The following is a 24296-nucleotide window of genomic DNA, read 5'->3' on the forward strand; positions in this document are numbered from 1 at the left end:
TGATCTCGCGCAGGTCGTGCTCGGGCGGCCGGCCGAAGTCCAGAGCCCTGCCGCGGCGCTCGAAGCGCCAGGCCGAGAGCACCGGCTCGATCAACTCCCAGCGGGCATCGGACAGATCACTCGGATACGGGCGTCGCGTCGGCATGCTTCCGGCGTATCGCCCCGGATCGAGTGCGCCCAGGCGCACAGCAGCAGCGACAGAAGCACGCAGCCACAAAGACCGGGCGTCCTGGGATGAGACAGGAACGAACCACATCCCGCCCCACCTGTCACCCCGCCTGACCCACAGGCCCCGACCACACCCACTACCTCTTCCGCACCGCAATCCCACACGCCAAGAATCGCCGTATAGGCAGGCATTACAGGTGAAAACAACCTCTGAGACGTCGTTTCTTATGGCTGTCAGAGCGGCATGAGAGCCTCCGGGCATGAGCTACGACCTTGCTGTCTGGGAAGGCGAGAGGCCGGCGGATGACAAGGCCGCCGCCCGGGTCTTCAACGACCTGTACAACCGCTACATCGTCAGCGAGGTGGAAGAACCTCCATCCGAACGCATCGCGGCCTACGTGGCCGTGCTGCTTGAGCGGTGGTGCGACCTCACCGAGGACGAGGAGGACACCTCGCCCTGGTCAACCGGGCCGTTGATCGGCGAGGCCAGTGGTCCGCTGATCTACTTCCCCATGCGGTGGAGCATGGCCGAGGAGGCGTCCCCCTATGCGGCAGCCGCAGCGGAGTCCATGGGGCTGGTCTGCTTCGACGTACAGCAGAATCGGCTCAGGCCTTGAGCAGGGCGCCAGCCGGCGGTAGCCAATGAGGGCTGCGGCTATACCGACGAAGGCGAGGAAGTGCTCGACCTTGCGTTCATAGCGACGGTGGAGCCTTCGGCAGCCGGCCAGCCAGGACACGGTTCTCTCGACCACCCAGCGGTGTCGGCCCAGCCGTTGTGAGGACTCAACGCCTTTGCGGGCGATGCGGGGGCGGATGCCGCGCTTGCGGAGCCATCGACGTGCACGGTCGTAGTCGTAGCCCTTGTCCGCGTGCAGTTTCGCCGGGCGCCGGCGCCGGGGCCCACGACGGGACCGGATGGGTGGGATGCCACGCACGAGCGGTTCCAGACCCTGGCTGTCGTGCATGTTCGCGCCGGAGATGCCCAGGGACAGCGGCAGCCCGTTCCGGTCGCAGATCAGGTGGATCTTCGATCCCAGCTTGCCTCGGTCGGTCGGATTTGGTCCCGTCAAAGGCCCCCTTTTGCCGCCCGCAGACTGACCGAGTCAATCGCACACCGCGACCAGTCCAGCTCGCCCCGCGCTCCGAGTTCGTCGAGGATTACCCGGTAGAGCCGGGCCCAGACCCGGTCCCGACTCCACTGGGCGAACCTGCGGTAGACCGTGGGCCAGGCGGGGCCGAACACCGGCGGGAGCTGCCGCCAGGTGCAGCCCGACGTGGCCACGAAGATGATCGCGGCCAGGGCTTCACGGTCTCCGGCTCGGCGTCGGCCACCGCCCTGCGGACGTATCACCTCAGTCGGTGGCACCACCCGCCCGAACAGCACCCACAACTCGTCCGGCACCAGCCGCTTCACGAGATCCGTCATGCACGGATCAACGAACGATCAGGCCATAAGAAACGACGTCTACGCGCCCGGTGGTGTCGTGCGCAAGCCTTCGAGGAGGGCGGCGAGGTAGCGGTGTGCGGTGTCGACCCGGTCGGCGGGGGTGCCGCCGTGGACGCTCACGGCGTGGGCGATGCCGCACATGAGCGGGACGAGGTCGGCGGCGGCGAGGTCGGGGCGGACCATTTCGGCATCGCGGGCCCGGGCGAGGAGGGTGGCGCCGGCCGACGCAAGTGACTTCTTGAGTTCCGTGGTGCGCGGCACGGCGTCCGTGGCGGCGGCGGCGACGGGGGGCAAGGCGGCATCGGTGACCTGCGCCTCGACGGTGTGGAAGAGGAAGCCCGTCAGGCCGCGCCAGGGGTCGGCATCGGTCAGCGCCTGCTGGCCGTGGGCGGCCAAGGCCTCGAGGCATGGCGCGGCGACGGTCTCCAGCAGCGCCTCGGGCGTGGCGAAGTGACGGTAGACGGTGCCGACCCCGAGCCCAGCCCGGCGTGCGACGTCGTTGAGCTGCAACGGTGTGCCCTCGTCGACCAGGTCGCGGGCGACGGAGAGGATCCGCTGCCAGTTGCGGGCCGCGTCCTTGCGTAGAGGCGTCGTCATGAGGCCATGCTAATCGGATGGTTCATCCGAATGGTTCCGTCGCCCGCCCGGTACCTGCAGTGCCGCGCCGCGCGTACGACACTCAGGTAGGGGTGAGCGGCGCATGCCGTTCGCTGAGTCGGCGTACAGCTTCGGCGACGCGGGGGTCGGCCGCAGTCCGGTGCGGGGCGACCGGGTGCGCCTGGGCGCCGATGACGATGCCGGTTCGGCCCGTCAGGGTCTCGTCGGTGGCGGCCGCGATGGAGGGCCTGGCCGCCGCGGACGCCGGTCCCGAGGTCGAGCGTTCGAATGTGCGGCGCACCAGAGGCCACAGCAGCTGCAGGACGGGCGAGACGATCTTAGGGTCGGTCATGGTGCCGTTGGTCATGTCGGTCGCGGCCCCTCCGGGATCGGCGGCAAAGACCGAGACACCACTGCCGTTCAGCCGCTCTGCCAACTCCAGGGTGTAGGCCAAGTTGGCGAGCTTGGCGCGACCGTACCAGTGGAAGCCGTAGTAGCCGCCCGGCGGCTCGACATCGTCGAACACGCGCTTGGCCACGGCGACCGCGCCCGACGTCACGTTCACGACCCTGCTCGGCACACCGGCCGAGAGTGTGGGCAGCAGCAGTTCGGTCAGCAGGTAGGGCGAGAGGTGGTTGACAACGAACGACGCCTCGACACCGCCCCGGGTCTGACGCTCGACGAACATCGCCCCGACGTTGTTGACCAGCACCGTCAGCGGTTCCCCCGAGGCCGCGTGGTCGACCGCGATCGTCTTGGCGAGCACACGCACCTGGTCGAGCGAGGCGAGGTCCGCGGACAGGAACCGAGCCGGGTGCACCGGGCCCGTCGCGTTGATCCGTTCGACAGCCTTGGCTCCCCGTCCGGCGTCGCGCCCGATCACCGTGACCGCGAACCCGGCGACGGCAAGCCCCAGCGCCGTCTCCAGGCCGATGCCACCTGTTCCGGCCGTGACCACTGCTGTCTTCTTCACGTGCTCCTCCACCCCGGCAAGCAATCGGATAGATCATCCACTTAGTCCCGGACGGTAGCACAAATTCGGATCGACTATCCGGTTGATGCTTCGGTGGCAGCGGCCGAGAGCCGACTACGCCGGCCGGCAGACACGTGGAAGGCGAGAACGTGCTTGGCGCCGTGTCTCTCGCGCAGCGGCTGCCTCCCGCTGCCGCACCGGTGGTGGATCGCCCGCCCAAGGCACCCGTCGCGGGAGTCCAGCCGCTACGAGCGGGCCCGGGTGGCGAGCCTTGCCGTGCAGAACGCGATCCGTGACGCCCGCATCTGAGCCAGCACCGCCACTGCCACCGAGGCGACGACCTCGGCCTCAACCGCACCCGTCGATCACCGCGACCTCGAGGGCGAGAGGGCGTCCACTCCTCATACCGTCGACCACCGGGCCGGGACGTCGCCCTGACATCGGTGCAGCGGGCCGCCGCCGTCCAGGCCCGTCAGCAATCCGCGATGCCCGAGGTGTCCCTGGAGGGTCGCACGACCGACCCGACGACGTGGCTGCGCACACCCAGAACTTGGACCGGCTGGCCACCTTCACCCGCGCCCCCGACACCCGCCGCCGCACCGTCGAGGACCGACAGGCCCGGGCCGCCGACCTGGCCAGTCCGGTCGACCAGCACCGCCAAGAGTATGAGCAGCAGCGCCAGCAGCCCGGCCCCGGCCAAGGCCAGGGCCTCCGGCCGTGACGCGACGTGCTGGCCCGCACGGCGGGACGGACAACGAAGTCACCGCGCCAGATGCCGGGACGCGACCGGCCGCCCGCCCCCGAAGCCACCCAGGAGCGGTGAGGGTGCCGGGACCACTCCCTCAAGTACGGACGCCCCCATGGTTGCCCCGACCCCGCCACACCCGTCGCCGGAGCAGCGCGAGCGCCTGGAGCAGCTCGCCGACGCTGCTCGGCTGCGCATGGCGCTGTACCCGTCGCCGACGCCGCCACCCACCTGGTGCTGCTCCCGCTCACGGCAGCACCCAGTCGGCCAGCCGAACCCGTGGTGCACCGCGCGGGGCGGCGGGCAGTCAGTGACGTGGTGCAGGGCGCGGCGTCTCGGGCCGCTGAGTGGGGGGAGCGCTACGCAGATGTGCGCTGGTTGACGGTGAAGTCGTCTACTGGCGGTGCTCGGCGTTGGTGAGGCGCGTGTGACTGAGCCTTTTCAGCGGTGACGCTCGAGGGTGAGAATGGCGGCTGCGATTGACGACATGTGGTTTGGGCTGCACCGGCCTCTGCGGGAGATAGTGTCGTAGCCGAAGTCGTCCAGCAGGCAGCTCAGGGCCTCGATCACGGGCGGACGAGGATGCGCCGGAGCGGTCGGCGGTGAAATCGCGAAGGGCTCCTCCCTCCCCGTACAGGCTGCCACGGTTCACGTTGGTGCGGGCCCATGCCGAGGCTCGCGGCGATCACCGGACGGTGCTGCGGATACACAGGGCCGTGGGGGCAAGGCCGAGCCATGAGAGGTGAGCTGCAGAAGGCCGAGCAGCTCACGCCTTGGTCCCGGAGTGGTGACTACATGATGTCTCCCGTACCAGGGTCCACCTGCAAGAGGAATTCCCGGATGGCTACTCAAGTTGTGCCCTGCTGGACGGCGCCGGAGGGGTGAGTGCTGAACCCGAACCCGTAGTGCGGGTCTGGTCCGGTCGGCCAGGTGAAGTCGTAGGAGCCCGGCTTGCCGTCCGGCCGGCGGACCTCGAAATCCTCGCCGTCGGCCGTCATCCGCTACGGCTCGTTCGTGCTTTCCCGGATATGCGGGCGCACATGACCTGCACTGCAGGGTGCCACGATCACGTGCGTGTGGATCACACTACGGTGAAGTCGGCCGCCTTCGTGTCCAGCGTCGTGTCGCCGTCCTTGTCGGTGGCCAGGACGGCGACGTGCCACAGGCCGCGCGGGGACGTCTCGGCATCGGCGCGCGTGACGGCGACCTTGTAGGTGCAGCGCACGGTGTCCCCACCGGCCGGCTTGCACACCGCCGTCTCCGCAGCCGCCATTTCCTTGACGGTCAGCCCCTTCTTCGCGACCGACGACTTCGCCGGCCAGGCCAGAACCTTCACGGTCTTCACCCCGGAGGACGCCGTGACGTCAGTGGTGAAGGTCAACGAACCATCCCGATCACCTTCGGGGGCAGCGTAACGGGCCGTGTTGTGCGCCAGCACCGGAGACTGGCCCCCGGCGTAGGCCAGAGCGAAGGCTCCGGCACCGCCCAGGACGACAACACCGGCGGTAACGGACAGAACGGTACGACGCGACATGAGATCTTCCCCCAACAGGATCAGCTGCATCAGACCGGCGCTCCTTGCTGCGCCGCTGCACCAATCCTGGCGGTGCAACAAGCACCTGGCATGAGCGCACATACTCAACTCCGGCCTGAGTAGGGCCAGTCCGTCAGTCAAGACGAAGGCGAGAGGCTGGCAGCCGCCGTCGACCTGGACTGGACATGCAGGGCTGAGCGAGACAATCGGTCACCCGGCCAGTGAGGTCTTTCAGTGTGGTCATTGAATCGAAGCACTCCACAAGGCACGCGAAGAGCAGAAGACCGACGAGTGGCGGCGGCGCTACCAGACCTGCGCGGGCATCGAGAGCACGATCTCGTAAGGCGTCCGGCAAATGGGACTGCGACGTTCTCGCTACCACGGCGTCGCCAAGACGCACCTTCAGCATCAGTTCACAGCGGCCGCCCTTAACCTCTCGCGCATCGACGCCTTTATCACCGAGACACCGCGCGGCAGCCGCCGCATGTCCCACTTCCGCCGCCTACGGCCAGCACCGAACCCCTTGACCAAGAACGACTGGACGGACATTCCGGGCACAGTTTCCCTTTGGCCTCCTGTGTTTCCCCTTGACCGCATACGGCCGCCCAACAGCTACCCAGTGGAATTGGCCAACAGGGTCCTCAGCTCAGGTCAAGGAGAAACGCACCGTCTCCACCCGGCCCACTCCACCGCACCGTGTCCACTCGGTGCGCACCACTCCCGCGCGCCGGCCGCATCGGTGCGCGCACTGCCCACTGAGTGGGTGCGCACCGGATGGACGGTGGTGCGCACGGATGGAGTCGGTGCGCTCTGGATGGGCGCACCACCGCACCAGTGCGCACTGAGTGGGTGCGCATCACCGCGCTGGTGCGCACCCGCGTGGCGCGGAGGTGCGGTCAGTGGTGCGCACCGGGTGCGGAGTCCATCGCGTGAGCCAGCACCAGGTGCTGATCGCGCATCGCTTCCAGAGTGTCGGCGGTGTCCGGGTGGTCGGAGTCCGGGATGACGTTCGCCGTGAACCGGATGATGCTGCGGGCGATGCCGGGCACCGCCGTGGTGGGGGAGTCTCGCGCCCAGTCCCGCAACGCGGACAGCAGCGCGCACCCGACCTCGTCCAGCGCGAAGGAGTTCGCGCACGGATCGGTGGTCTCCCCGTCGACGGCCGTGACGGGCCAGACGATGTCCTCGGCGAGCCGCAGCAGGACGAACGCCAGCCCTGGATCGGCTTCCGCCCGTCCGGTGACAGCGGCGCCACCACCCATCTGCAGCGCCAGGAGTAGTCGAAGCCGCGCTCCACCTGCTCGGGCGTCAGCGGAGTACGGCGCGGGATCAGGTATGGCATGGAAGTCTCCTCAACAGGGGGCCGCCGCGCGCATCACGACGACTTCCAGCAGCGTCGGACGATCGCCCTGTGGACAGAGACCAGCAACTTCTCCCTGCCCCACGAGGTGGGGCGAATCGGGCTGCAAGGGCCAAACAGGGCCCCCTTGTCCAGGGTGGTCGGGCCGACCACGAACCCGACCGCACCCCTTGTCTACCTCTGCTACCGCCCGACCACCGCCGCGTTTCTCCTTGTCCACGCCCGCTACGGCGGCCGTCAGACCGCGGACAAGGGGGTCCCCTTCACGCTGCTCCCTCGAGTCTCCGCCCAAGCGAAGGAGCCACCGCGATGCCCACACCGACCCCCGGCAGGCGCCCGGCGCGCCCGCCCCGACCACGGGCCCGACCAGCACCGGGCAAGCCGCCCCGGCCTCCTGCGGCGGGCACTCGGGACGCCACTGTGGAACCCACTTTGGTGCCCGGCATCGAGCCGGACGAAGAAAGTTCAGGTCACCACGCGGATACGGCCGCACGCCGCGTTGTTACAGCCCTTCTCTCCTCTCCTGAACTTCTGTGTGATGTCCGTGGAGGAGGAGAGCGTCGGGTCCGGGGCCGTATGCCCTTGGCGGCCGGTCGCGGCCGGCACCCGGCAGGTGGTTGCGCGCGCCAGACGACGGGGAGGGAGCGCAGCTGATGGCGGTCAAGCGTGAGGAGAACCCGGCGGGGTCGTCGAACAATCTGCGCGGTGACGTGCTGCGCGTGCTCGGAGTGCTGAAGGTCGCAACCGTCGAACAGATCCAGCAGATCTCATCCCCGCACCTGAGCTACCGCCACACCGACAAGCCGACGCCGGCGAAGCTGAAGCAGGCCCGTACCGCCTCGCACACCGGGGCGCTGTCCGATCTGCGCAAGCACGGCCTGGCGGAGAACGGCGGCCAAATCTCGAGCGGGGACAGGCTGCGCAACCTGACGCCCATGGGTCTGAAGGCCGCCGCCCGCGAGCTGGGGCGGCCGGTGGGGGAGATGGGCGACCCGGCCCGCGGCGCCGGGCGTACGGGAGCCTCCCACCCGATGACGGTCAACGAAGCCGTGCTCGCCTTGCTACGCCCGAAGCCGGACCTCGCCCAGCTCGCCAGCGAGCCGGCCGACGTCCGCGCCGCCGCGCAGACGGCAATCGACGCGCCCGCCGGACTGGGCACCATCGCCTCCTACGCGACCGAGGTGGCGCTGCCCGCGACCGGCACCTGGTCCAACCCCGGCAAGGGCGGCGCCCAGGCGGACATCGTCATCACCGCGCCCGAGGACGGGGTGCCGCTGCTGTTCCTGGAGATCGACAACTGCAACGAGTCCGCGCAGGACCTCGCCGCGAAGATCGACAAGTACATGCGGTTCTGCCAACGCAAGGTGAAGGACGTCGACGGCCGTGAGCGGCCGATGTGGCGCACCCGCTGGTGGTTCCCCACGGCCGCCACGCCGACCAGTCACACCCGCCGCTGCTGCTCGTCGTCAACCGGATCGGCCCACGCAACCCGGGCACCGTCATCGCGCAGCTGGCCGAGCTGACCGAGCGGCACTGGAAGGGCACCGCGTACCAGGGCGGCTTCCATATGTATGACGGCAAGCTGCCCATCGTGGTCACCGGCATGAAGCAGCTCCAGGAGCACGGCCCGGCCGGGGCGGTCTTCCGGCGCTTCGGCCGGCCGCGCAACCAGACCCTCCTCGAGGCGATCGGCAACCCGCGCCGCGAAGCCCACGACGCCCGCAAGCAGGCCGAGTACGCAGCCCGCCAGCGGGAGCACCAGGAGGAACTGCGCCGCATCGCCGCACAGCACAAGGCCGAGCGGGAGGCCAGCCGTCCGGTGTGCGCCGGCTGCGGCACCCGGTTCATAGACGCTCGGTGGAAGGCCATCGAGCCCGCCGGGTGGGGCGCCCAACGGGATACCCACCCGCACCTGTGCGACGACTGCAAGCAGCAAGCCGTCGCCGCCGAGCGTCAAGTCGCGCAGGCCGGGCCCGAGAACCAGGTGCACGACCAGGCCGTGCCCGAGCAGAAGGCCGGCGGCCCCTGGCTGTCCCGCTTCCGCAGCTGATTCAGACGGCGGCCCGAGCAGGCCATACAAGAGCCGTACCATGCGTGCATGGCCAGACAGGGTGAGAAGATCTCGGATCACGACCGGATCGAAGAGATGCAGGCGTTGCTGAGTGCGGTGATGCCGGCTCTTGAGAAGCTGATGCAGGCGACCGAGATTCTGAGCGAGGAAGCAACCGAGTCGACCCAGGAGCGAGTTCGTCCGTTGCTTGAGGCAGCACGTACCGCCTACCTCTTGGGCAGGGATCGCGCGGACGGCATTGCTGATCGTGCTGCCCCGGCTCCGGTCCAGTAACACTGCATGACCGCCCGGGCCTGCGACCGGATCAGAATTTCGTGAGGAAGCGCAGCAAGACCGCCCGCCCTATCTCGGGCAGCGGGCGGTCTTGTTGAGGAGCTCAGGCGTCGAGGTCGTCCCGGAAGTAGTCGGGGGCGAGGTGCTGGAGGCGGTCATCTTCATCAGTGACCGGTTCGAGGAAGATATGCAGGCCGTCATCGAAGCGGCCGTGGTGGTCGTAGCTGAACCAGGAGTCCACCACCCTGTAGCGGTCACCCCGGAGGAGCACCCCCGTTCCGACGGGAAGGTTCAACAGACCCTGCTGTTACGACAGAACGGCTGAGTCGTTCGCTTCGTGAAAGTACGTCGGCCACTGGTAGACGCCAGGAAAATCGGTCATCTGGTCCCTCCCCATGATCATGCGACGCTCGGCGCGCCCTTACGGGTAGATCATGCCTTGGGTCCAGCAGTCACCGTTTACCCGGGGATCGAGCGCGCGGCCCTGGGGCCAAGTTCCGGCTCGCGCACCGGACCATGCCGGGGCACGCTGAGAGGCGTGACGAGCGCGCCGATCGTCCAGATACCCACCCGGTATCCCTGGTAGGTGGCGTCCAGCGGGGCGAGGAGGTGGCCCGCCTCGGCTGCCCACCGCGCGCCGCCGCAAAGCTACTCAAAACCCGGGATCAGAAACAGGCACGACGGCGCTGCGGGCCCTGCGGGCATCCCGCACGGACCTGGAGGCCCTCGATCTCACCGCCGAACGCCACCTCCAGGACACGTTCACCGCGGCGGCCAGACCGGGCACACACCACGATGAACCGCGCGCCGCAGCGATGCCGAGACGCCGCACCCGGTGCGCGAGGACGAGCAGCAGGCGCACCGCCCACAGCAACCCGGACCGCACCGTGGCCGGGAAGCCGGCCACTGAGCGCAGTCGATGGCGCCCACCCGGTGCGGTGGTGCGCACCGTAGGAGGAGGACCCGTGCAGCACACTGCTGCCGCGTGGTGGTTCGACATCGCGATCGACCCGGTGATTGGCGTGGACATGCGGCGAGAAGCGTTCAGACGTGGAGCGCGATCGACCCGGGTCAACGCCCCTGATGCCGACGCGCATCGAAGCGCTTCTTCCGCGGCTCCGGCCAGGCCGACGACAATGCCTTCTGCACCGTCAGGAACCCGACGCCGTACTTCCGCTGGAGAGCACGGTTCGACAGGCCCTGACGCGAATCACGGCGGATCGCCGCGTACAGATCGACTTTGGAAGCACTCGGGCCCCCTCGTCGTGCAGAGCACAACCATGGTCCCGAAGCAAGCATCCAGGTGCTCTCAAAACTCGGCGACATCACTCTCCCGTGGACGAGGGTGCTCTCGCCCCTGAGCTACCGGCGCTCTCGTAACTCACCAACAAAGCCACTGTGGGGTTCGTCAAGGAATCGAGCTGCGTTTGGTCGGGCTGACGGGCAGCATGGCGGCATGCCGGATCTGCTGTGGGATGACGTCAGGAACTTCTTCGACCCTGACCTGATGGGTGCTCTGCCGGAGGTGTCCGTGACCGATACCTCGGTCGATGACTGGCAGGCGGTGTTCGACCTGGCCGGGTCGAATGGGTGGACGTGGGAGTACTCGGAAGGCTGCGTTCGCATGTCTTTGCCTTCGGCGCAGGAGGTCCTGTCACGGCCCACGGACGCGGACACGGCCCTGCTGAAGGTATGGCCTGTCGCGGATGTGCAGGTGAGCTTCTGGCCGATGTCGGCCGGTGACGTCGACCACGTCTGTTGCTGACCGGTAGGAACGGCCGCAACCGTTCCTACTCGGCATCCGTCAGATCACCCCGCCCCGACCTCGCCCAGCGTCTGGCCGACGCGGTGCGTGCCCGCTGGCAGCCCCGTATCCGTGAGCAGGCCCGTCGCGGGTCCGCCGTCACCACCGGTCTGGTCATCGACACCCGGGCCCGGTTCGGGTTCACCGCCGGTCCCGGCTATCACCGAGGACGCCCGCATCCGCCCTCTCACCCTGGCGCTGCCTCCGCCCATGCCTCACGGCTCCTCGATGCCCGGCAGTCGGGCGTCGGCGAGCAGCGGCTGCGCGCCAACATCTCCGAGGAGGTGAGGGATGTGTACTTCCGCGACGGCGGGCGCCGCGCGGCCGGCCTGCTCGTGGAGTCCACTGACGTCGAGCAACTCGACTTCGACCTGTGAGATCCGCGCGGGTGATCCTGCTCCGGCGGCCGTGTGTGACCGAGCACTTCGGCTGGCGAGTGAACCCTTGAATCGGCGGATGGAGTGCTTCAGCCGAGGGGGCGTGTCGGATCGATGCCGGTAGCGAGCCCGCCGCAGCACTCGCTGGTGCGGGTTTCAGCAGCGCCCAGGAGTCCCGCGCTGGCTCGAGTCAGGCTTCGGAAGGAACCAGCACGAGTCTGCCGCGTATCCCGCCCGCCGCGAGGCGATCGTGAGCCTCGGCTGCGCGCTCAAACGGGAGGATGTCGGCAACCCGCAGAGTCAGATCCATGGCGGCGAGTTCAGCTAAGGCGACCCCATCAGAACTTATCCACTGCTGGTGGACCCGGATGCCGCGCAACGGGAGCGGGGGCGAACCGCCGACCACCGTGACATAGGCACCCCTGGTGCGGACGGCAGCCAGGGCGCGAATTCCGAGTCCTGCCGTGTCGAGCGCGCCGTCGATGCCGCCCGGCACCAGGCGCCGGACATCGCGCGCGAGGTCGGAGGTGTCATGACCGACGGTCCATTCCGCGCCGAGACTTCGAGCGAGCTCTTCGTCGGCGGCGCGGACATGGGCGATAACACGCAGACCGCGTCGCGCCGCCAGTTCGACAGCGAAGCCACCGACCGCGCCGGCCGCCCCGGTCACCAGCACGGTGTCACCCGCGGCGAGACCGAGCAGGCCGAGGGACTGCAAGGCGGTGAGGCCGTTCAACGGCAGCGTCGCCGCGGCCGCAGCAGAAACGCCGGCCGGAGCGGGCGCGACAGCCGCGGCATCCAGGACCAGGTATTCGGAGTAGGCGCCCAGCGATACGTCGAGCAGGTCGCGCAGCCCGATCACCCGCTGCCCCGGCGCGAACGCCGTCACTCCCGCTCCTATCCGGTCGACCACGCCTGCGACATCCCAGCCGATGCCCGTGTGCTCGCGGGCAGCCATCAGCCCGGCTTCGACGAGCGCGCCGGAACGGGTGACCAAGTCGACAGGATTGACAGTCGCGGCCTCGACTCGGACTCGTACCTGCCCAGGGCCGGGTTCAGGCAGGCGAACCGTCACCAACTCGAGGACCTCGGATCCACCGTAACCGCGGGCGATCACTGCCCTCATAAGCTCTTCAGCGATCATGTCGCACACCATAGAGACCGCTACTCTCCATCAGGAAGTACGCACTTCGAGGTGCCTACGGCACCAGAAGGAGGGCCATGCCCACCCGCACCGCCGCCCAGCGCCGAGCCGAGGCGAGCATCTCCTACGACGCCTACCTCGCCGAATGCCCCGCCCGGCAGCTGCTGGATCGTATCGCCGACAAATGGGTCAGCCTCGCCGTCAACGCGCTTGCTGACGGGCCACAGCGGTACAGCGACCTTCAACGCAGGTTGGCGAGCGTGAGCCAGAAAATGCTCACGCAGACTTTGCGACATCTGGAGCGCGACGGGCTGGTGTCGCGGACTGTGATCCCCGCCGTCCCAGTCCGCGTCGAATACGACCTGACCGAGCTCGGCCGCTCGCTGCTGCCGGTCATGTGCGCGATCAAAGCCTGGGCAGAAGAACACATGGACGAGGTGCACGCCGCCCGCGCCGCCTACGACGTCCCGAGCTGAAGGCCTGGGGCACGTTCATGCGCACGCCGACACCTCAACACGCAACATCCTCGCCGCACTGGAACAGGACGTGCTCGGCCGCGGGCCCACCGAGATCTTGCTGGAGACCGGTATACGCAACGTCGCCGCCCTCGGCCTGTACGCTGCATCCGGCTACGAGCCGATCCGCTCCTACGTCCCCGGCCGCAACCCCGAGATCAACCGAGCACTCAGGAAGGTCGTCCGGCAGCAGCCGACGGCGCCCCACACCGGCCGGCTCGTGTAACCCGACCCAGGGACCGTGGCCGTCCGCTCCCGGGTGTCCGACGGGTCGGTGATCCTTGGGGGATGCGTGCCTCCCGCCTGATCCGTATGGCTCTCCTGATCCAGTCGAACCCCGGCCTGACCGCGGGCGCTCTCGCCCGTGAGCTGGAGATCTCCGAGCGGACTGTGATCCGCGACGCCCAGGCTCTGCGGGAGGCCGGCGTCCCCGTCCGGTCGGAGCGGGGCCGGGTGGGCGGGTACTTCGTCGCCGCGGGGTACCGGACCCGGCTCACCACGCTGCATCCGAGCGAGGCGGAGACGCTCTTCCTGTCCGGTCTGCCCTCGGCGCTGCGGGATCTGGGACTGTCGGACGCCGCGGAGACGGCCCGGCTGAAGCTGACCGCGACCCTGCTCCCGTCGGTACGCCAGGCCGCCGAGTCCTCGGTGCGCCGCTTCCACCTCGACGCCCCGGCCTGGTTCCGCGAACCCGCCACGCCGGAACTGCTGCCGGAGCTGGCCCGCGCGGTGTGGGCGGACCGGACCGTCGAACTGTCGTACGCGCGGCCGGGCCGGGACGGAGCACCGTCCGAGGCCGTGACGCGGGTGGTGGAGCCGTACGGGCTCGTGCTGAAGGCCGGCACCTGGTACGCCGTGGCCCGCGTCCCCGGTGAGCGGGAGGATCGTGACGGCGGCTGGCGTACCTACCGCGTCGACCGGATCACCGCGCTCGGCCCCGCTCCCGGAGCGGAGGAGCCGTTCGTGCGCGACCCGGTCTTCGAGCTGGCCGCGCACTGGGAGGCTCGCTCGGCCGCCTTCGCCCGCGCCCTGCTGCGCACCACCGTCACGATCCGGCTGACTGACCGTGGGCTACGGCGGCTGCCCGGCGTCGTGGACGGGGCCGCCGTCGCGGACGCGCTCGCCTCCGCGACTGCCCCGGACCACGCCGGCCTGGTCCTCGACCTGCCGGTGGAGTCCCAGGATGTCGCCTTCGACCAGCTGGCCCGGCTCGGCACAGACGTCGAGGTGCTGGCCCCGGCGGACCTGCGCGCCCGCTTCCGTCGGCGCGCCGCAGCCCTGGCCGCCCTCTACCAGGCCGACCTTCAGCAGGCGGAGCCGGGGGAAGCCGAGGATCAGCGGTAGTCCTCGGGGGAGCCTTCCTTGTCGCCCCAGACGACATCCTCGAAGTACGCCCAGGCGTCCGGCCGGCTGCCGTCCACGTCCGTCACCCCGTACACCCTGGCGAGTTCCCCGCTGGAGGTGGACCTGCCGTTCCACCGCTTCGCGCGGTCCGGGTCGGCGGCCAGCGCCGCGACCGTACGGGCCAGGTAGCGCGGGGACTCCGCGATCGCGAACGCCGGTTCCTGGGCGATCGCGTCACGCCAGTTCTCCTCACTCACACCGAAGTGGAAGAGCATCTCCTCCGAGCGCAGGAAGCCCGGCGAGACCGCGACCGCCGTGCCCCCGTACTCCGCCAGTTCCTGACCCAGCCCGAACGCGAGGCGGATCGGGGCGTTCTTCGCCAGGTCGTAGTACATGTTCTCCCGGTAGCGGCGGTTGGAGTACGCGGTGCCGTCGGTGACCTCCACGTGCAGCGGCGCATCGGAGCGGATCAGCAACGGAAGCAGCAGCGCTGCCGTGATCACATGCGAGCGCGCCCCGAGCTCCAGGATCCGCAGGCCGTCGGCAAGCGGTGTCTCCCAGCTCTTCTTCCCGAACACCGAGGTGGCCAGGAGTCGTTCGCCGCCCCACAGGTCGTTGACGAGGATGTCGAGCCGCCCGTGCTCCCGGTCGACCCGCTCGACGAGGGTGCGTACTTGGGCTTCGTCGAGATGATCGGGGGGAACGGCGATCCCGGCGCCGCCCGCCGCGGTGACGAGTTCGGCGGTCTCCTCGATGGTCGCGGTGGGCCGGCCGACCTCGCTGGCCCGGGCCCGGGTGGTGCGGCCGGTGACGTACACGGTCGCACCGGCCCGGCCCAGCTCCACAGCCTGGGCCCTCCCCGCCCCGCGGGTGGCACCGGCCACGAGCGCGACCCGCCCCGCGAGCGGACCCACCGGGCCGGCCTGCGCGGTGTCCTGAGTGTTCCGAGTGGTGATGTCCTCGCTCATCATGCCGACCATCGTTCATGCCAAAACTGACAGAACACGTCACCCTTTACCGCGTGGTGTCGCGCATCACTCCGCCCACGGCGCGAACACCGCGTCATCAAGACCATGCGACGCTCGCGTCATGACTGATCCACGTGATATTGCCATCGTGCGCTGGCCAGGTCAGGGTCCTTCCGTCCCGGATGGGCTGGCGGATCTGCTGGCGGCCTACCATCTGCGCACCCAGGCCGAGAAGGGAGAGGCCGTCGCCGGTGTGGACGGGTTGCCGGACCGCTACCGGGTAGAAATCGCGGATCCGCGGGCCGTGTTCGTTGACGCTGTCGTGTCGCTGGCGTTGAGCGGGGACACTGCGGTCGGCTGCCTTGTGGTGAGCGCCCCCGTCGACGGACGGTCCGAGATCAAGAGGCTCTGGACGGACCCGGCGTTCCGGGGGCGAGGCATCGCGTCCAGCCTCGTCCGCGCCGCGCTCGTGCATGCCGCGGAAAGCGGTGTCGGCGCGGTGCGGCTGTCGGTGTGGAAGTGGCGGGCAGGCGCGATCGCCCTGTACGAGCGGCTCGGATTCACCGTCACCGAGTCGTGGGACGAGCGGGAGCAACTGGTCTGCATGGAACGAGCCGTGTGAGTGATCAGGACCATTCATCGACGGCCACGACGAGGGCGGTCGCGTCTTAGCGGACCGCGAGCTTTTCACGGTGCCTTTCGAGACGATTGACGCCTGTCGCCGTCCTCGGATGCCGTGGTGGCTGCGTTCAGTGCGTTCGTGATCTCCTCGGCGGTCAGCACGAGTGTGAACCCTTTGCGCAGGACGGCGAGTTCTGGTTCTTGGCGGGACTCGTCGTCCGTGGCCGTGGTGTCGGATCCGAAGACAACCTTGTAGCCGCGTTCGTACGCTTGGCGGGCCGTGGTGCCGCAGCAGTAGTTGGTGAGTGTGCCCGTGACGATGACCGTGTCGCGGCCGAGGTTACGCAACATCGTGTCGAGCGGAGTGTCATAGAACGCGCCGTAGGAGGGCTTGCGGATCAGGGCTTCGTCCGAACGGCGGCCCATCGGAGCCCACACCTCAGCGGGGCCCGGACGACGCCAGTCGGTGTCGGCATGCGGGAGGAAGCGCAGGGCGTGCGGCCGGTCCAGCCGGAGGTGGGTGTTGTCGAAGATCGTCCAGATCACCGGGATAGAAGCTGCCCGGCAGTCCTCGATCAACTGCCGCAGCCGGGGCACCATCCGGGTGGCCGCGGGTACCCAGTAGGGGCTCCACCCGGGGCGGACGAATTCGTCCTGCATGTCGATGACCAGCAGCGCCGTTCGCTCGGGCCGTACGTCGAACGATGCCCGGCCGCGCTCGTAGGCGTCGCGCGCTCGGGCGATCACCCATTCCTCGGTATACACCATCCTGACCCCTTACATCGATTCGAGGTACCTCGTTTCGATGTGCGAGAGTAGCAGCATGCTGGAACTTGCGATCCTGGGATTCCTGGCCGAAGGTGCACTGCACGGCTACCAACTGCGGCGTCGGATAGCGCACTTGTCGGGCCATGCCCGCCCGGTCAGCGACGGCAGCCTCTACCCGGCGATCAACCGCCTGGTCAAAGCCGGGCTGCTCGACCGCAAGGCCGAGCCGGGTGCCTCGGCGGCCCAGCGGCACACCCTCAGCCTGACCGCTGCCGGCCGCACCGAACTGCTGCGCCGGCTGCGGGAAGCCGACGGCCTGGATATCAGCGACAGCACCCGCTACTTCGCGGTCCTGGCCTTCCTCTCCCAGCTTCCCGACCTCGCCGACCAGCACGCTGTACTGCGCCGACGGCTGGACTTCCTGGAACAGCCCGCGAGCTTCTTCCACGATGGCGATCGGCTGCTGGGCGCCGAGGACACCGGCGACCCTTACCGCCGCGGCATGCTCACCATCGCCCGCGCCACCAGCCGCGCGGAACGCACATGGCTGCGTGAACTGTTGGCCTGACGCCGACAGGGCGGGCCTCGCCCGGTCTGCCCGGACGCTCCCTCTGCTTCTCAGGTCAGGGCATGCCGCCCACCAGGACGACCTCGAGCGTGCGCTGCGTCCCCCAGCCTGCCGAGAACGTCCACCCCTCCCACGGATGCGCACCTCTCGGTGGGGCCAGCGCGTCGGCCAGGGCACGGCCGGTGGCCTGGGACAGCGTGGTGCTGCGCCCGGTGTACTGCAGGCGGCCCGCGGCGTCCTGGCGGCCTAGCAGCACTGTTCGGGGCGCCGCGAGGGAGCCGGTGACGGCGCCGGCGATGGCCTCAGTGGTGACCCGCACCTACTGGCGAAGAGGCAGTATTCGATTCATGCACTATTCGTGCAGCGGACCGCGGCAGACGGTGCGCACCGCCCGCTGTATCGCCGATGCGGGAGCTACTGACGAGCCTTCCGAGGCCGTTGTCCAGGGCACCGGTTATCCGCCCTCTGGTGCGTCGTAGGAGAACCTGTATCCGGCGAAGTCGGCGAGATGGACGTAGCCGCTGTGCCTAAAGCGCTCCGCAGTGAACGCGCGCTTGCCGGCGGCGGTCCCCATCGTGGCCGATGGGGCGCCGGTGGAGTGCGGACCTGCGTCGGTGCGGCGTGTCGCGGTTTCCCACGAAATCCGGTGGAGTCTCAGCGGCCGGAAGTGGTTGGGTCCTGCTCAATGCTTCGCTGACACGGTCCAGCACAGTGCGAGGCGCAAGGTCCGAATCGCCGGCGCGGTCTAGCCCGCGTGTCGTCGAGTGATGGAGGTTATCGCGGTGGCTGGTTATGGGGCGCTTTCCGACGTATACGAGTGGCTGATCGGGGACGACAGGTTGACCCCCGCCAAGGCAGCCGCGGTCTACTACAGCGATGTCGTGGGCTCTCTGCCGCCCAACGCGCGCGTCCTCGACTGCGCGTGTGGAACCGGCCAGCTCGCCGTCGGTCTCGCGAGTCTTGGCCTTGACGTGGTCGCCGCAGACGCCAGCGATGGGATGGTTCGCCGGACCGAGAAGGCCGCCGACGAGCAGGGTGTCTCGCTTCGAGCCCTCCGCGCGAGCTGGGACGAGCTGCCCGACCACCTGGAGGACTCCACGTTCGATCTGGTGTTCTGCGTCGGCAACTCGCTCGGGCACGCCGAGGGCGCAGTCGGGCGCCTGACCGCACTGGAAGCGATGTCGCGGCTGCTGAATCCGGGCGGACGCCTCGTGCTCACGTCACGCAACTGGGAGCTCGTGCGCTCCGCCGGCTCACGAGCAGACGTCCGCGATCGACTCATTCGCCGCAACGACCGCGATGCGGTCGTCAGCTACTACTGGCAGATCGAGCAGCGCTGGGAGCTGGAACACGTCCTCGAGATCGTGGTCGCCCAGATCGAGCCGGATGGGGCAGTGCGGGCCTGCTCGGAGCGGTTGTCCATCTGGCCCTACCGGTACGAGGACCTCGTGGCGCAGTTGCGGAGTGTCGGGCTCACGGTGCAGTCCACCACCTTCGACCCCGAGAGCGATGGATACCTGGTGGTCGCCAGCCGCGACCAGGCGCGAGGCACGTCTGAGCTGGCGTGCTGATCCGCTTTGCGTCGTTGTCGTTGCCGACCTGCCGGCTCGCGACTGTCTGCAGCGGGTTCTTTGCGAAGTGTTCAGAGCTTGAAGCGGTTGCTGCGGGTGCGGTCCTCGCCGCGCTGGCTTCGGACCTGCGGACCGCGGCCTGTACCGCCTCCACCAAGGCATTCGTAATCCTGGACGGCACGCCGCTGCCGATCGACCGAATCGCGGCCGACCGGCCCTTCTGCTCTGGGAAACATAAGAAGCACGGCATGAACGTGCAGATCATCACCGATCCCGCCGGGCGTCCTATCGTTGCCTGATGCACACACCCCATCAACTCGTTTGGTGCGGGCGCGGGTGAGCCGCGGCCAGGTAGCCGGACCAGTTCTCGCCGGCCATGGCTGCGAAGCGTTCTGCGGTTCTCGGCTGGATGCCGATCAGGTCGGAGAGGATGACGGGTGGCAGGTCGGCGAGCGCTTGCATCATGGCCGTGTTCCGGGCTGCGCGGGCGGGCAGGCCGTAGCGCTTGAGTTTGTCGGACAGTCCCGCAGGGTTGCGGGGGCGCCCGGGGGCTTGGCCCGGCAGCAGGTACCTGGTGGCTTCGTTGCCGTGCCGGAATCCGTTGTTGAGGTGGTCGTCGATGAGGCGGGCGAGCTTCGGCGGCAGGACGACGGGGTGGCGGATGATCGTCAGGTAGGTGTGATCCGCGTCGTGGTGGAGGTGGTCGGTGGTGAGTTCGACGATGCGGGTCAGAGGGAGGGCGTAGAGACGGATGAGGGCTGCGGCGATGCGAACGTCCGACGGGAGCGAGGGGTGTTCAGGCACCGGCGTAGTTCCTCGTAGTGGTCTTCTTCGATCTGGAACTGGCCGGGGAGCTGGGAGGGCGGGTGTCCGATGGTCAGGCCGGCCCGGGTGAGGTGGCGGGCGCCGGCCCAGCGGATGAAAGGGATGGAGCGGGCTCGCAGGGTGGGCCTGGAGATTGCCCAGATGTCCAGGTCTTCCTGTGTGAGGCTCTGCAGGGTGTGTTGCTGGGTGTCCAGCCAGGTGAGGAAGTCGATGGCGGCGCAGATGTTGGTGCAGTCGCCCTTGTGGGCGGTGTAGGTGTAGCGGCCGCGCGCTGAGCGCCGGCGGGAGGATGGGGGCCAGGGGCCTCGCCGGTCCCGATATATCTACGATTGCGGATTCGGCAGTGTTCCCGGCTTGACCTCCACCAGCTCCACATCTGTACACCCCGCGTCCTTGAGCGTCTGTTTCTGCCTGTCCCCGCTCGGTTTGTCGTAGGCGACAGCCGAAGCGCGCGCCACGCCGTCGGCATCGGTCCAGGTCAGGCCGTAGTTGCGCATGGTGATCGTCATACGGGCATCATCGCGCCCGGCACTGACAATCCGGCTGGGCCACCCTGGTCACCCGTTCAGTCTGCCGGCACTCCTTGAGGAGCTGCCGTGCGGCGGTCCGGGCTCCCGGGCCGGCTCCTAGTGCGAGCTTCCTGGCCGGCCAAGCGTCTACGGTCGGCCGTGCCTTCGTCGACGCCTGGCCCGCGGCGCTCCAGGCGGCCCGGCTGCGGCCGTGGCCAGGCTGTCGTCGGCGTTCCTCACCACGTGCTGGGAGCATCTCGACGCCGAGGTCGAATGGCACCTCGGTGTCCGTCCGGGCCTGGTGGCGTCCGTCCGTTCGCCTTGCTCTCGGCGCGCGGTGAGTAGGTGACGTGACGCGGCCAGAGCTGGGATATCGCGTCACGTCACCTCTGCGTGCATATTGCCCCGGGGCCCGCCGCCGAGCACCCGAGGAACTGCCAAGGCGAACGCGGTCTGACCGGCGCCACCGTGGCGCCGGGTCTACAGGGTGCTTTACCACCGACCGCGGGGAGCGTGGTCTGTGCGTCGGGGGTGATCGTGACGCGGGCCCCGGTCACCGCAGCGCATGCCTACCGGGCATCGAGGAATCGGACCCGCGGTGACGGCCGGCCGATGCCACCGAACCGGCCAAAGGGGTGTCGCACCAGGTCAATCGCCATTTGCCCCGGGCGCGAAACGCGGATACCTTCCGGTCCATGTCTGCCCGGACCCCGCTGCCCACCACGCTCACCGGCCGCCACGTACGCCTCGAACCACTGGCGATGAGGCATCTCGGCGAGCTGTTCGCCGCTGGAGGCGGTGACGAGGAGGTCTGGCAGTGGCAGGGCGGCCCGGCCCCGCAGACCGAGGAGGAGCTGGGCGCCAAGCTCGCCGTGCTGCTGGAGGACGCCGAGCGGGGCGAATACGTTCCGTTCGCGGTCATCGACCTGGCCCGTGACATGGCCATCGGCTGGACCACCTACATGGACATCGACGCAGCCAACGAGCGCCTGGAGATCGGCTGGACCTGGTACGGCCGGGCGTACTGGCGCAGCGCCGTGAACACCGAGACGAAGCTGCTCCTTCTCACCCATGCGTTCGAGGAACTGGGCATGGGACGGGCGCAGTTGAAGACCGATCACCTCAACCAGCGCTCACAGGCGGCCATCGAGCGCATCGGGGCGCAACGCGAGGGCGTACTGCGCCGCCACCGCCGGCGGCCGGACGGCACCTGGCGGGACACGGTGTACTTCTCCCTCCTCGCCGAGGAGTGGCCCGCGGCCAAGAAACGCCTGATCGCCCGCCTCGACGGACAGGGCCACGACGGACAGGGCCACGGCGGATAGTGCCGCGGCGGATCGTGCCATGAGGGCCCCGCGAGAGCCGTCACCCGGTGACGCCTCTCGCGGCGCGCCACCCGGTGCGCCGATCTCGCCGGACACCGGTACCCGCCCTCGCCTGGTCCCCGTTGCGACCACACCGGCGGACGCGGGGCGGTCAGGCCGGGGGAGAGGGCCCGCGCTCAGACAACCGGGCCATCGGATGCTAGATCACGGATGCGCAGCCCCTGGCCGTCGAGGAAGCTCAGCCACCGGTCCGCCTCCTCCGCCGACTCCGCCGCGTGGTGCAGACCCGGCGACAGCGCACCCTCCAGCACACGGGTCAGCCCGAAGGCCAACGGCAGGGACACACACTTGGCCATCGCGCTCTCCCGCTCCCCGCCCGTCACGTCCAGCAGCCGCTCACCGCGCCACCGGGTGCCGCCGTCCGGCCCGCGGAGCTCCAGGGCGACGGAGAGCACCACCCGGTCCCGGTCGGCCGCCCCCGTCGGATACCGGTCCGCCAGCTCCTCGGCGAGCGCCCGGATCCGCGCCTCGTCCCGGGTACGCACGGTCGTGAAGACCTCCGACCAGGCAGCGCGCCAGCCCACGTTGCGCAGCGTGCCGCCGCGGATGAAGGTGTCCAGACGCCAGCCCTCGGGGAACCCGTACTGGGCGACGAACGGCACGCTGTCGCGGTTGGGGTAGACCTCGAACTCCTGCTGGTCGACGTCACCGATGAGGCGGCGCTCCAGGGCGCGGCCCTCAGCGTCTGCGCACGGCTGGGGCCTGCCTCGGTGGTGGTCGCCAACGCGGGGATCGCCGCCGCAGGCCCCTTCGCTGCGTGTGAGGCATCGCTGTTCGACCGGGTGGTCGAGGTCAACCTGATCGGGAGCGCGAACACCGCCCGCGTCTCCCTGCCCCAACTCGCCCGCACCAGGGGGTAATTCCTCCAGGTGGCGTCCACCGCCGCGTTCGGTTCGGCGCCGCTGATGAGCGCCTATTGCGCGTCGAAGGCGGGGCGTGGAGTCGTTCGCCCAGGCCCTGCGTACCGAGGTGCGTCCGACGGGCGTGGGGGTGGGCATCGCGTACCTGCACTGGACCGGCACCGACATGATCGCGGCCCTCGACGACCATCCGGTGCTGCGGGCCCTGCGGTCCCATCAGCCCGCGTCCGCCCGCCGCGTGCACAGTCCCGAGCAGGTCGCCGGATGGCTGGTGCGCGGGGTGGAGCGGCGCGCGGTCAGCGTGTACGCGCCACCGTGGCTGCGTCTGGTGCAGCCGCTGCGTCCGGTGCTGCCGCTGGTGGTGTCGGTGGTGGGACGACGGTCGTTGTCGGCGCTGCCGTCCGAGGAACCGGAGCGGATCACCGGAGTGCTCGGCGCGGGCGGCGCCGCCGACCTGCGGGCACGCGGCGCGGTCTCACCGGTGCCGCCGGTCACCCCGCCCCAGACCTGACCGGCGCGAGGCGCGCGTTCCGCGCCCGGGGCCCGGGCCGCAGGCGAGGAGTCAGCCGTGCCTGCCACTCACGCGCAGCGTCACGCGTACATCTACGGCTCCCACGCGATCGCCGAGTGCTGCGCCCACGCGGGCCTCTTCCCCGCCGACCCACGGCCCTTCACCGGGCCCCCCGACCTGTGGGTCGAACTCCCCGAGCGCGACTACTGGCAGCACTGACCGGTACCACTTTTGAGGGCGTCCCCGCGTCGGGCCGGCAGGTGCCCGGCATGCCGCTGTCGGCCCGACGTCCCCGGGTGCGGCGGGTCGTGCACGGATCGGGGGCGGGCGGGTGGTGAACGAATCGGGGTTCTTCCGCGTCGTTGGGGTAACCGAACCGGAGGGGTGCCATGAGTGCTGGACGTTTCCTCGCCCGCTCGCTGTCCGCGGCCGCGTTGTGCTTGGTGACCGCGTGCGGCGGCACCGCTGAGTCTTTGCGGAGCCATGCGGCCGGTGGACCCGGGCACCCCGCCGCACGCGGGACGACCGCGTGGCGGGAGCCCGCCGCCTACGGTTACACGTTGACGTCGACGACGCAGGTGCTGGCCGGGCGGTTCCGGGTCCAGGTGCACGACGGCAAGGTGACCGAGGTGGCAGGGCTGGAGGAGGACAGCCGGCGCCAGGTCCGCGAACACGCCGAGGCGCACACGATCGGCGGGCTGCTGCGGCGGCTGGAACAAGCCCGCAAGGAGCACGCCGAAACGGCGCAGGCGCGGTACGCCGCCGACGGGCACCCCGTGCGCATCTCCCTCGACTGGAGCCGCAACGCCGTCGACGACGAGGCGCTCTACCTCGTCAGCGCCTACACCCCCGCCCCCACCGGGTGAACCGGTCCCGAGACGCCCCGACCCCCGCCGCGCGGCCTGGGTGCAGCCCCGCTGGTCCTCAGATGCCCTGCTGCGCACGTGGGCCGCCTCCTCCGCGGTCGGACCGGTGTCGTCGCCGGGGATGCTGAAGAGGTTCGGGTCCTTCGCGAGCTGGTCCATCAGCGTCTCGTACAGGTTGGGCGGTACCCGCAGGCCGGCGTCGACGGCGGCAGCAAGTCCGGACGGCTTGAACTCGGCGTCGCCGATGCGGTGCGGGTGGTTGACGTAGCGGCAGCCCGGCAGGGACGCCAGGGCGCCGCCGAGACCGTACCGGGCCTGGGTGACAGCGAACCGTGCATCCTGCACGTCGAGGTGCGGGAACACGAAGCCGGTCGGCCGACGGTAGTAGAGGGCACGGACGCGCGCGAGATCGGCGCTCCGGGACGGCGTGCTCAGGCAGCCCTCGATCCCGTGCTCGGTGATCTCGGCGTCCACCGACAGCGATGCGGGGAA

29 protein-coding genes and 6 pseudogenes are annotated in these 24296 nt (G+C 69.5%); 19 read left to right on the plus strand and 16 right to left on the minus strand.

The window, feature by feature from the left end; all coding sequences use genetic code 11:
* Positions 1–145 (minus strand): annotated as a pseudogene (locus AB0F03_RS35745) (IS5/IS1182 family transposase); the annotation flags it as partial.
* A gap of 283 nt (positions 146–428) precedes the next feature.
* Between AB0F03_RS35745 and AB0F03_RS35750 the strand changes: the two are divergent.
* On the plus strand, positions 429–785 hold the full coding sequence (locus tag AB0F03_RS35750; protein ID WP_362000130.1) for a hypothetical protein: 357 nt from the start codon (positions 429–431) through the stop codon (positions 783–785).
* Between the two features lie 15 nt (positions 786–800).
* Here AB0F03_RS35750 and AB0F03_RS35755 read toward each other — a convergent pair.
* The 3 genes and pseudogenes from AB0F03_RS35755 to AB0F03_RS35765 all read right to left on the minus strand — a co-directional run.
* Positions 801–1594, minus strand: a pseudogene (locus tag AB0F03_RS35755) (IS5 family transposase); the annotation flags it as partial.
* Positions 1595–1633: 39 nt separating this feature from the next.
* Entirely contained in the window at positions 1634–2212 is a 579-nt protein-coding gene (locus tag AB0F03_RS35760; protein WP_362000131.1) for a TetR/AcrR family transcriptional regulator, read from the minus strand.
* Between the two features lie 82 nt (positions 2213–2294).
* A complete protein-coding gene (locus tag AB0F03_RS35765) occupies positions 2295–3170 on the minus strand; it encodes an SDR family NAD(P)-dependent oxidoreductase (protein ID WP_362000195.1) in 876 nt (291 codons plus the stop codon).
* 544 nt (positions 3171–3714) lie between these two features.
* Here AB0F03_RS35765 and AB0F03_RS35770 point away from each other — a divergent pair.
* Positions 3715–3906, plus strand: a complete 192-nt coding sequence (locus AB0F03_RS35770) for a hypothetical protein (protein WP_362000133.1) — start codon at positions 3715–3717, stop codon at positions 3904–3906.
* An 872-nt stretch (positions 3907–4778) separates the two neighbouring features.
* Here AB0F03_RS35770 and AB0F03_RS35775 read toward each other — a convergent pair.
* Both AB0F03_RS35775 and AB0F03_RS35780 read right to left on the minus strand, forming a co-directional pair.
* The gene (locus AB0F03_RS35775; RefSeq protein WP_362000136.1) at positions 4779–4928 is read right to left on the minus strand and encodes a hypothetical protein; all 150 of its coding nucleotides are present in this window, start codon (positions 4926–4928) and stop codon (positions 4779–4781) included.
* An 83-nt stretch (positions 4929–5011) separates the two neighbouring features.
* Entirely contained in the window at positions 5012–5464 is a 453-nt protein-coding gene (locus AB0F03_RS35780; RefSeq protein WP_362000197.1) for a DUF5707 domain-containing protein, read from the minus strand.
* Positions 5465–5783: 319 nt separating this feature from the next.
* Here AB0F03_RS35780 and AB0F03_RS35785 point away from each other — a divergent pair.
* Positions 5784–5918: pseudogene (locus AB0F03_RS35785) on the plus strand (transposase); the annotation flags it as partial.
* A 442-nt stretch (positions 5919–6360) separates the two neighbouring features.
* Here the strand turns inward: AB0F03_RS35785 and AB0F03_RS35790 are convergent.
* The gene (locus AB0F03_RS35790) at positions 6361–6726 is read right to left on the minus strand and encodes a hypothetical protein (protein ID WP_362000139.1); all 366 of its coding nucleotides are present in this window, start codon (positions 6724–6726) and stop codon (positions 6361–6363) included.
* A 751-nt stretch (positions 6727–7477) separates the two neighbouring features.
* Here AB0F03_RS35790 and AB0F03_RS35795 point away from each other — a divergent pair.
* From AB0F03_RS35795 to AB0F03_RS35805, 3 genes are read left to right on the plus strand one after another with little or no spacing between them, the layout of a single operon-like run.
* Positions 7478–8347: a replication-relaxation family protein gene (locus tag AB0F03_RS35795; RefSeq protein ID WP_362000142.1), complete on the plus strand. Its 870-nt coding sequence runs from the start codon at positions 7478–7480 to the stop codon at positions 8345–8347.
* The gene (locus tag AB0F03_RS35800; protein WP_362000145.1) at positions 8236–8874 is read left to right on the plus strand and encodes a hypothetical protein; all 639 of its coding nucleotides are present in this window, start codon (positions 8236–8238) and stop codon (positions 8872–8874) included. The genes AB0F03_RS35795 and AB0F03_RS35800 overlap by 112 nt, the downstream gene beginning before the upstream one ends.
* A 48-nt stretch (positions 8875–8922) precedes the next feature.
* Positions 8923–9168 (plus strand): hypothetical protein, encoded by a 246-nt coding sequence (locus AB0F03_RS35805; RefSeq protein ID WP_362000148.1) that lies wholly within the window; start codon positions 8923–8925, stop codon positions 9166–9168.
* A gap of 103 nt (positions 9169–9271) precedes the next feature.
* Here AB0F03_RS35805 and AB0F03_RS35810 read toward each other — a convergent pair whose 3' ends face one another.
* Positions 9272–9463, minus strand: a complete 192-nt coding sequence (locus AB0F03_RS35810) for a hypothetical protein (RefSeq protein WP_362000150.1) — start codon at positions 9461–9463, stop codon at positions 9272–9274.
* A gap of 1161 nt (positions 9464–10624) precedes the next feature.
* On the opposite strand from AB0F03_RS35810, the gene AB0F03_RS35815 reads away from it, so the two are divergent.
* On the plus strand, positions 10625–10933 hold the full coding sequence (locus tag AB0F03_RS35815; protein ID WP_362000152.1) for a hypothetical protein: 309 nt from the start codon (positions 10625–10627) through the stop codon (positions 10931–10933).
* Positions 10927–11349, plus strand: a complete 423-nt coding sequence (locus tag AB0F03_RS35820; RefSeq protein WP_362000154.1) for an XRE family transcriptional regulator — start codon at positions 10927–10929, stop codon at positions 11347–11349. Before AB0F03_RS35815 ends, AB0F03_RS35820 begins: the two co-directional genes overlap by 7 nt.
* A gap of 190 nt (positions 11350–11539) precedes the next feature.
* Here AB0F03_RS35820 and AB0F03_RS35825 read toward each other — a convergent pair whose 3' ends face one another.
* Complete coding sequence (locus AB0F03_RS35825; RefSeq protein ID WP_362000156.1) at positions 11540–12493, minus strand: NADP-dependent oxidoreductase; 954 nt, start codon at positions 12491–12493, stop codon at positions 11540–11542.
* Between the two features lie 77 nt (positions 12494–12570).
* On the opposite strand from AB0F03_RS35825, the gene AB0F03_RS35830 reads away from it, so the two are divergent.
* From AB0F03_RS35830 to AB0F03_RS35840, 3 genes are all read left to right on the plus strand, one after another.
* Positions 12571–12969 (plus strand): helix-turn-helix domain-containing protein, encoded by a 399-nt coding sequence (locus AB0F03_RS35830; protein ID WP_362000158.1) that lies wholly within the window; start codon positions 12571–12573, stop codon positions 12967–12969.
* A gap of 70 nt (positions 12970–13039) precedes the next feature.
* The gene (locus AB0F03_RS35835; protein ID WP_362000161.1) at positions 13040–13234 is read left to right on the plus strand and encodes a hypothetical protein; all 195 of its coding nucleotides are present in this window, start codon (positions 13040–13042) and stop codon (positions 13232–13234) included.
* A gap of 62 nt (positions 13235–13296) precedes the next feature.
* Entirely contained in the window at positions 13297–14352 is a 1056-nt protein-coding gene (locus AB0F03_RS35840) for a WYL domain-containing protein (RefSeq protein WP_362000164.1), read from the plus strand.
* Here AB0F03_RS35840 and AB0F03_RS35845 read toward each other — a convergent pair.
* Positions 14343–15320, minus strand: a complete 978-nt coding sequence (locus AB0F03_RS35845; protein ID WP_362000200.1) for an SDR family oxidoreductase — start codon at positions 15318–15320, stop codon at positions 14343–14345. The two genes, AB0F03_RS35840 and AB0F03_RS35845, sit on opposite strands and share 10 nt — an antisense overlap.
* A 121-nt stretch (positions 15321–15441) precedes the next feature.
* Here AB0F03_RS35845 and AB0F03_RS35850 point away from each other — a divergent pair, with 121 nt between their 5' ends.
* A complete protein-coding gene (locus AB0F03_RS35850; RefSeq protein ID WP_362000167.1) occupies positions 15442–15942 on the plus strand; it encodes a GNAT family N-acetyltransferase in 501 nt (166 codons plus the stop codon).
* Positions 15943–16007: 65 nt separating this feature from the next.
* Here AB0F03_RS35850 and AB0F03_RS35855 read toward each other — a convergent pair whose 3' ends face one another.
* Positions 16008–16709: an isochorismatase family cysteine hydrolase gene (locus tag AB0F03_RS35855; RefSeq protein ID WP_362000170.1), complete on the minus strand. Its 702-nt coding sequence runs from the start codon at positions 16707–16709 to the stop codon at positions 16008–16010.
* 55 nt (positions 16710–16764) lie between these two features.
* Here AB0F03_RS35855 and AB0F03_RS35860 point away from each other — a divergent pair, with 55 nt between their 5' ends.
* On the plus strand, positions 16765–17277 hold the full coding sequence (locus tag AB0F03_RS35860) for a PadR family transcriptional regulator (protein ID WP_362000172.1): 513 nt from the start codon (positions 16765–16767) through the stop codon (positions 17275–17277).
* A 55-nt stretch (positions 17278–17332) separates the two neighbouring features.
* On the opposite strand, the gene AB0F03_RS35865 is transcribed toward AB0F03_RS35860, so the two are convergent.
* Positions 17333–17596, minus strand: coding sequence for a hypothetical protein (locus AB0F03_RS35865; RefSeq protein WP_362000175.1), 264 nt, complete (start codon positions 17594–17596; stop codon positions 17333–17335).
* Positions 17597–18044: 448 nt separating this feature from the next.
* On the opposite strand from AB0F03_RS35865, the gene AB0F03_RS35870 reads away from it, so the two are divergent.
* Together AB0F03_RS35870 and AB0F03_RS35875 are read left to right on the plus strand one after the other, a co-directional pair.
* The gene (locus AB0F03_RS35870; protein ID WP_362000178.1) at positions 18045–18848 is read left to right on the plus strand and encodes a class I SAM-dependent methyltransferase; all 804 of its coding nucleotides are present in this window, start codon (positions 18045–18047) and stop codon (positions 18846–18848) included.
* A gap of 101 nt (positions 18849–18949) precedes the next feature.
* Positions 18950–19132 (plus strand): annotated as a pseudogene (locus tag AB0F03_RS35875) (IS5/IS1182 family transposase); the annotation flags it as partial.
* A gap of 28 nt (positions 19133–19160) precedes the next feature.
* On the opposite strand, the gene AB0F03_RS35880 reads toward AB0F03_RS35875, so the two are convergent.
* Together AB0F03_RS35880 and AB0F03_RS35885 are read right to left on the minus strand one after the other, a co-directional pair.
* Positions 19161–19652 (minus strand): hypothetical protein, encoded by a 492-nt coding sequence (locus AB0F03_RS35880; protein WP_362000181.1) that lies wholly within the window; start codon positions 19650–19652, stop codon positions 19161–19163.
* Positions 19653–19996: 344 nt separating this feature from the next.
* Positions 19997–20182: a hypothetical protein gene (locus AB0F03_RS35885; protein WP_362000184.1), complete on the minus strand. Its 186-nt coding sequence runs from the start codon at positions 20180–20182 to the stop codon at positions 19997–19999.
* 695 nt (positions 20183–20877) lie between these two features.
* Here AB0F03_RS35885 and AB0F03_RS35890 point away from each other — a divergent pair.
* Complete coding sequence (locus AB0F03_RS35890) at positions 20878–21507, plus strand: GNAT family protein (RefSeq protein WP_362000187.1); 630 nt, start codon at positions 20878–20880, stop codon at positions 21505–21507.
* 176 nt (positions 21508–21683) lie between these two features.
* Here the strand turns inward: AB0F03_RS35890 and AB0F03_RS35895 are convergent, their stop codons facing one another.
* A complete protein-coding gene (locus AB0F03_RS35895; RefSeq protein ID WP_362000203.1) occupies positions 21684–22169 on the minus strand; it encodes a hypothetical protein in 486 nt (161 codons plus the stop codon).
* Positions 22170–22208: 39 nt separating this feature from the next.
* On the opposite strand from AB0F03_RS35895, the pseudogene AB0F03_RS35900 reads away from it, so the two are divergent.
* The 3 genes and pseudogenes from AB0F03_RS35900 to AB0F03_RS35910 all read left to right on the plus strand — a co-directional run.
* Positions 22209–22938 (plus strand): annotated as a pseudogene (locus AB0F03_RS35900) (SDR family NAD(P)-dependent oxidoreductase); the annotation flags it as partial.
* A 57-nt stretch (positions 22939–22995) separates the two neighbouring features.
* The gene (locus AB0F03_RS35905; RefSeq protein ID WP_362000189.1) at positions 22996–23157 is read left to right on the plus strand and encodes a hypothetical protein; all 162 of its coding nucleotides are present in this window, start codon (positions 22996–22998) and stop codon (positions 23155–23157) included.
* A gap of 341 nt (positions 23158–23498) precedes the next feature.
* A complete protein-coding gene (locus tag AB0F03_RS35910; RefSeq protein WP_362000192.1) occupies positions 23499–23804 on the plus strand; it encodes a DUF6174 domain-containing protein in 306 nt (101 codons plus the stop codon).
* Between the two features lie 177 nt (positions 23805–23981).
* Here AB0F03_RS35910 and AB0F03_RS35915 read toward each other — a convergent pair.
* Positions 23982–24296, minus strand: a pseudogene (locus tag AB0F03_RS35915) (ATP-grasp ribosomal peptide maturase); the annotation flags it as partial.

Origin of the sequence: Streptomyces sp. NPDC028722 (assembly GCF_040637655.1) — a bacterium.
GTDB lineage: Bacteria > Actinomycetota > Actinomycetes > Streptomycetales > Streptomycetaceae > Streptomyces.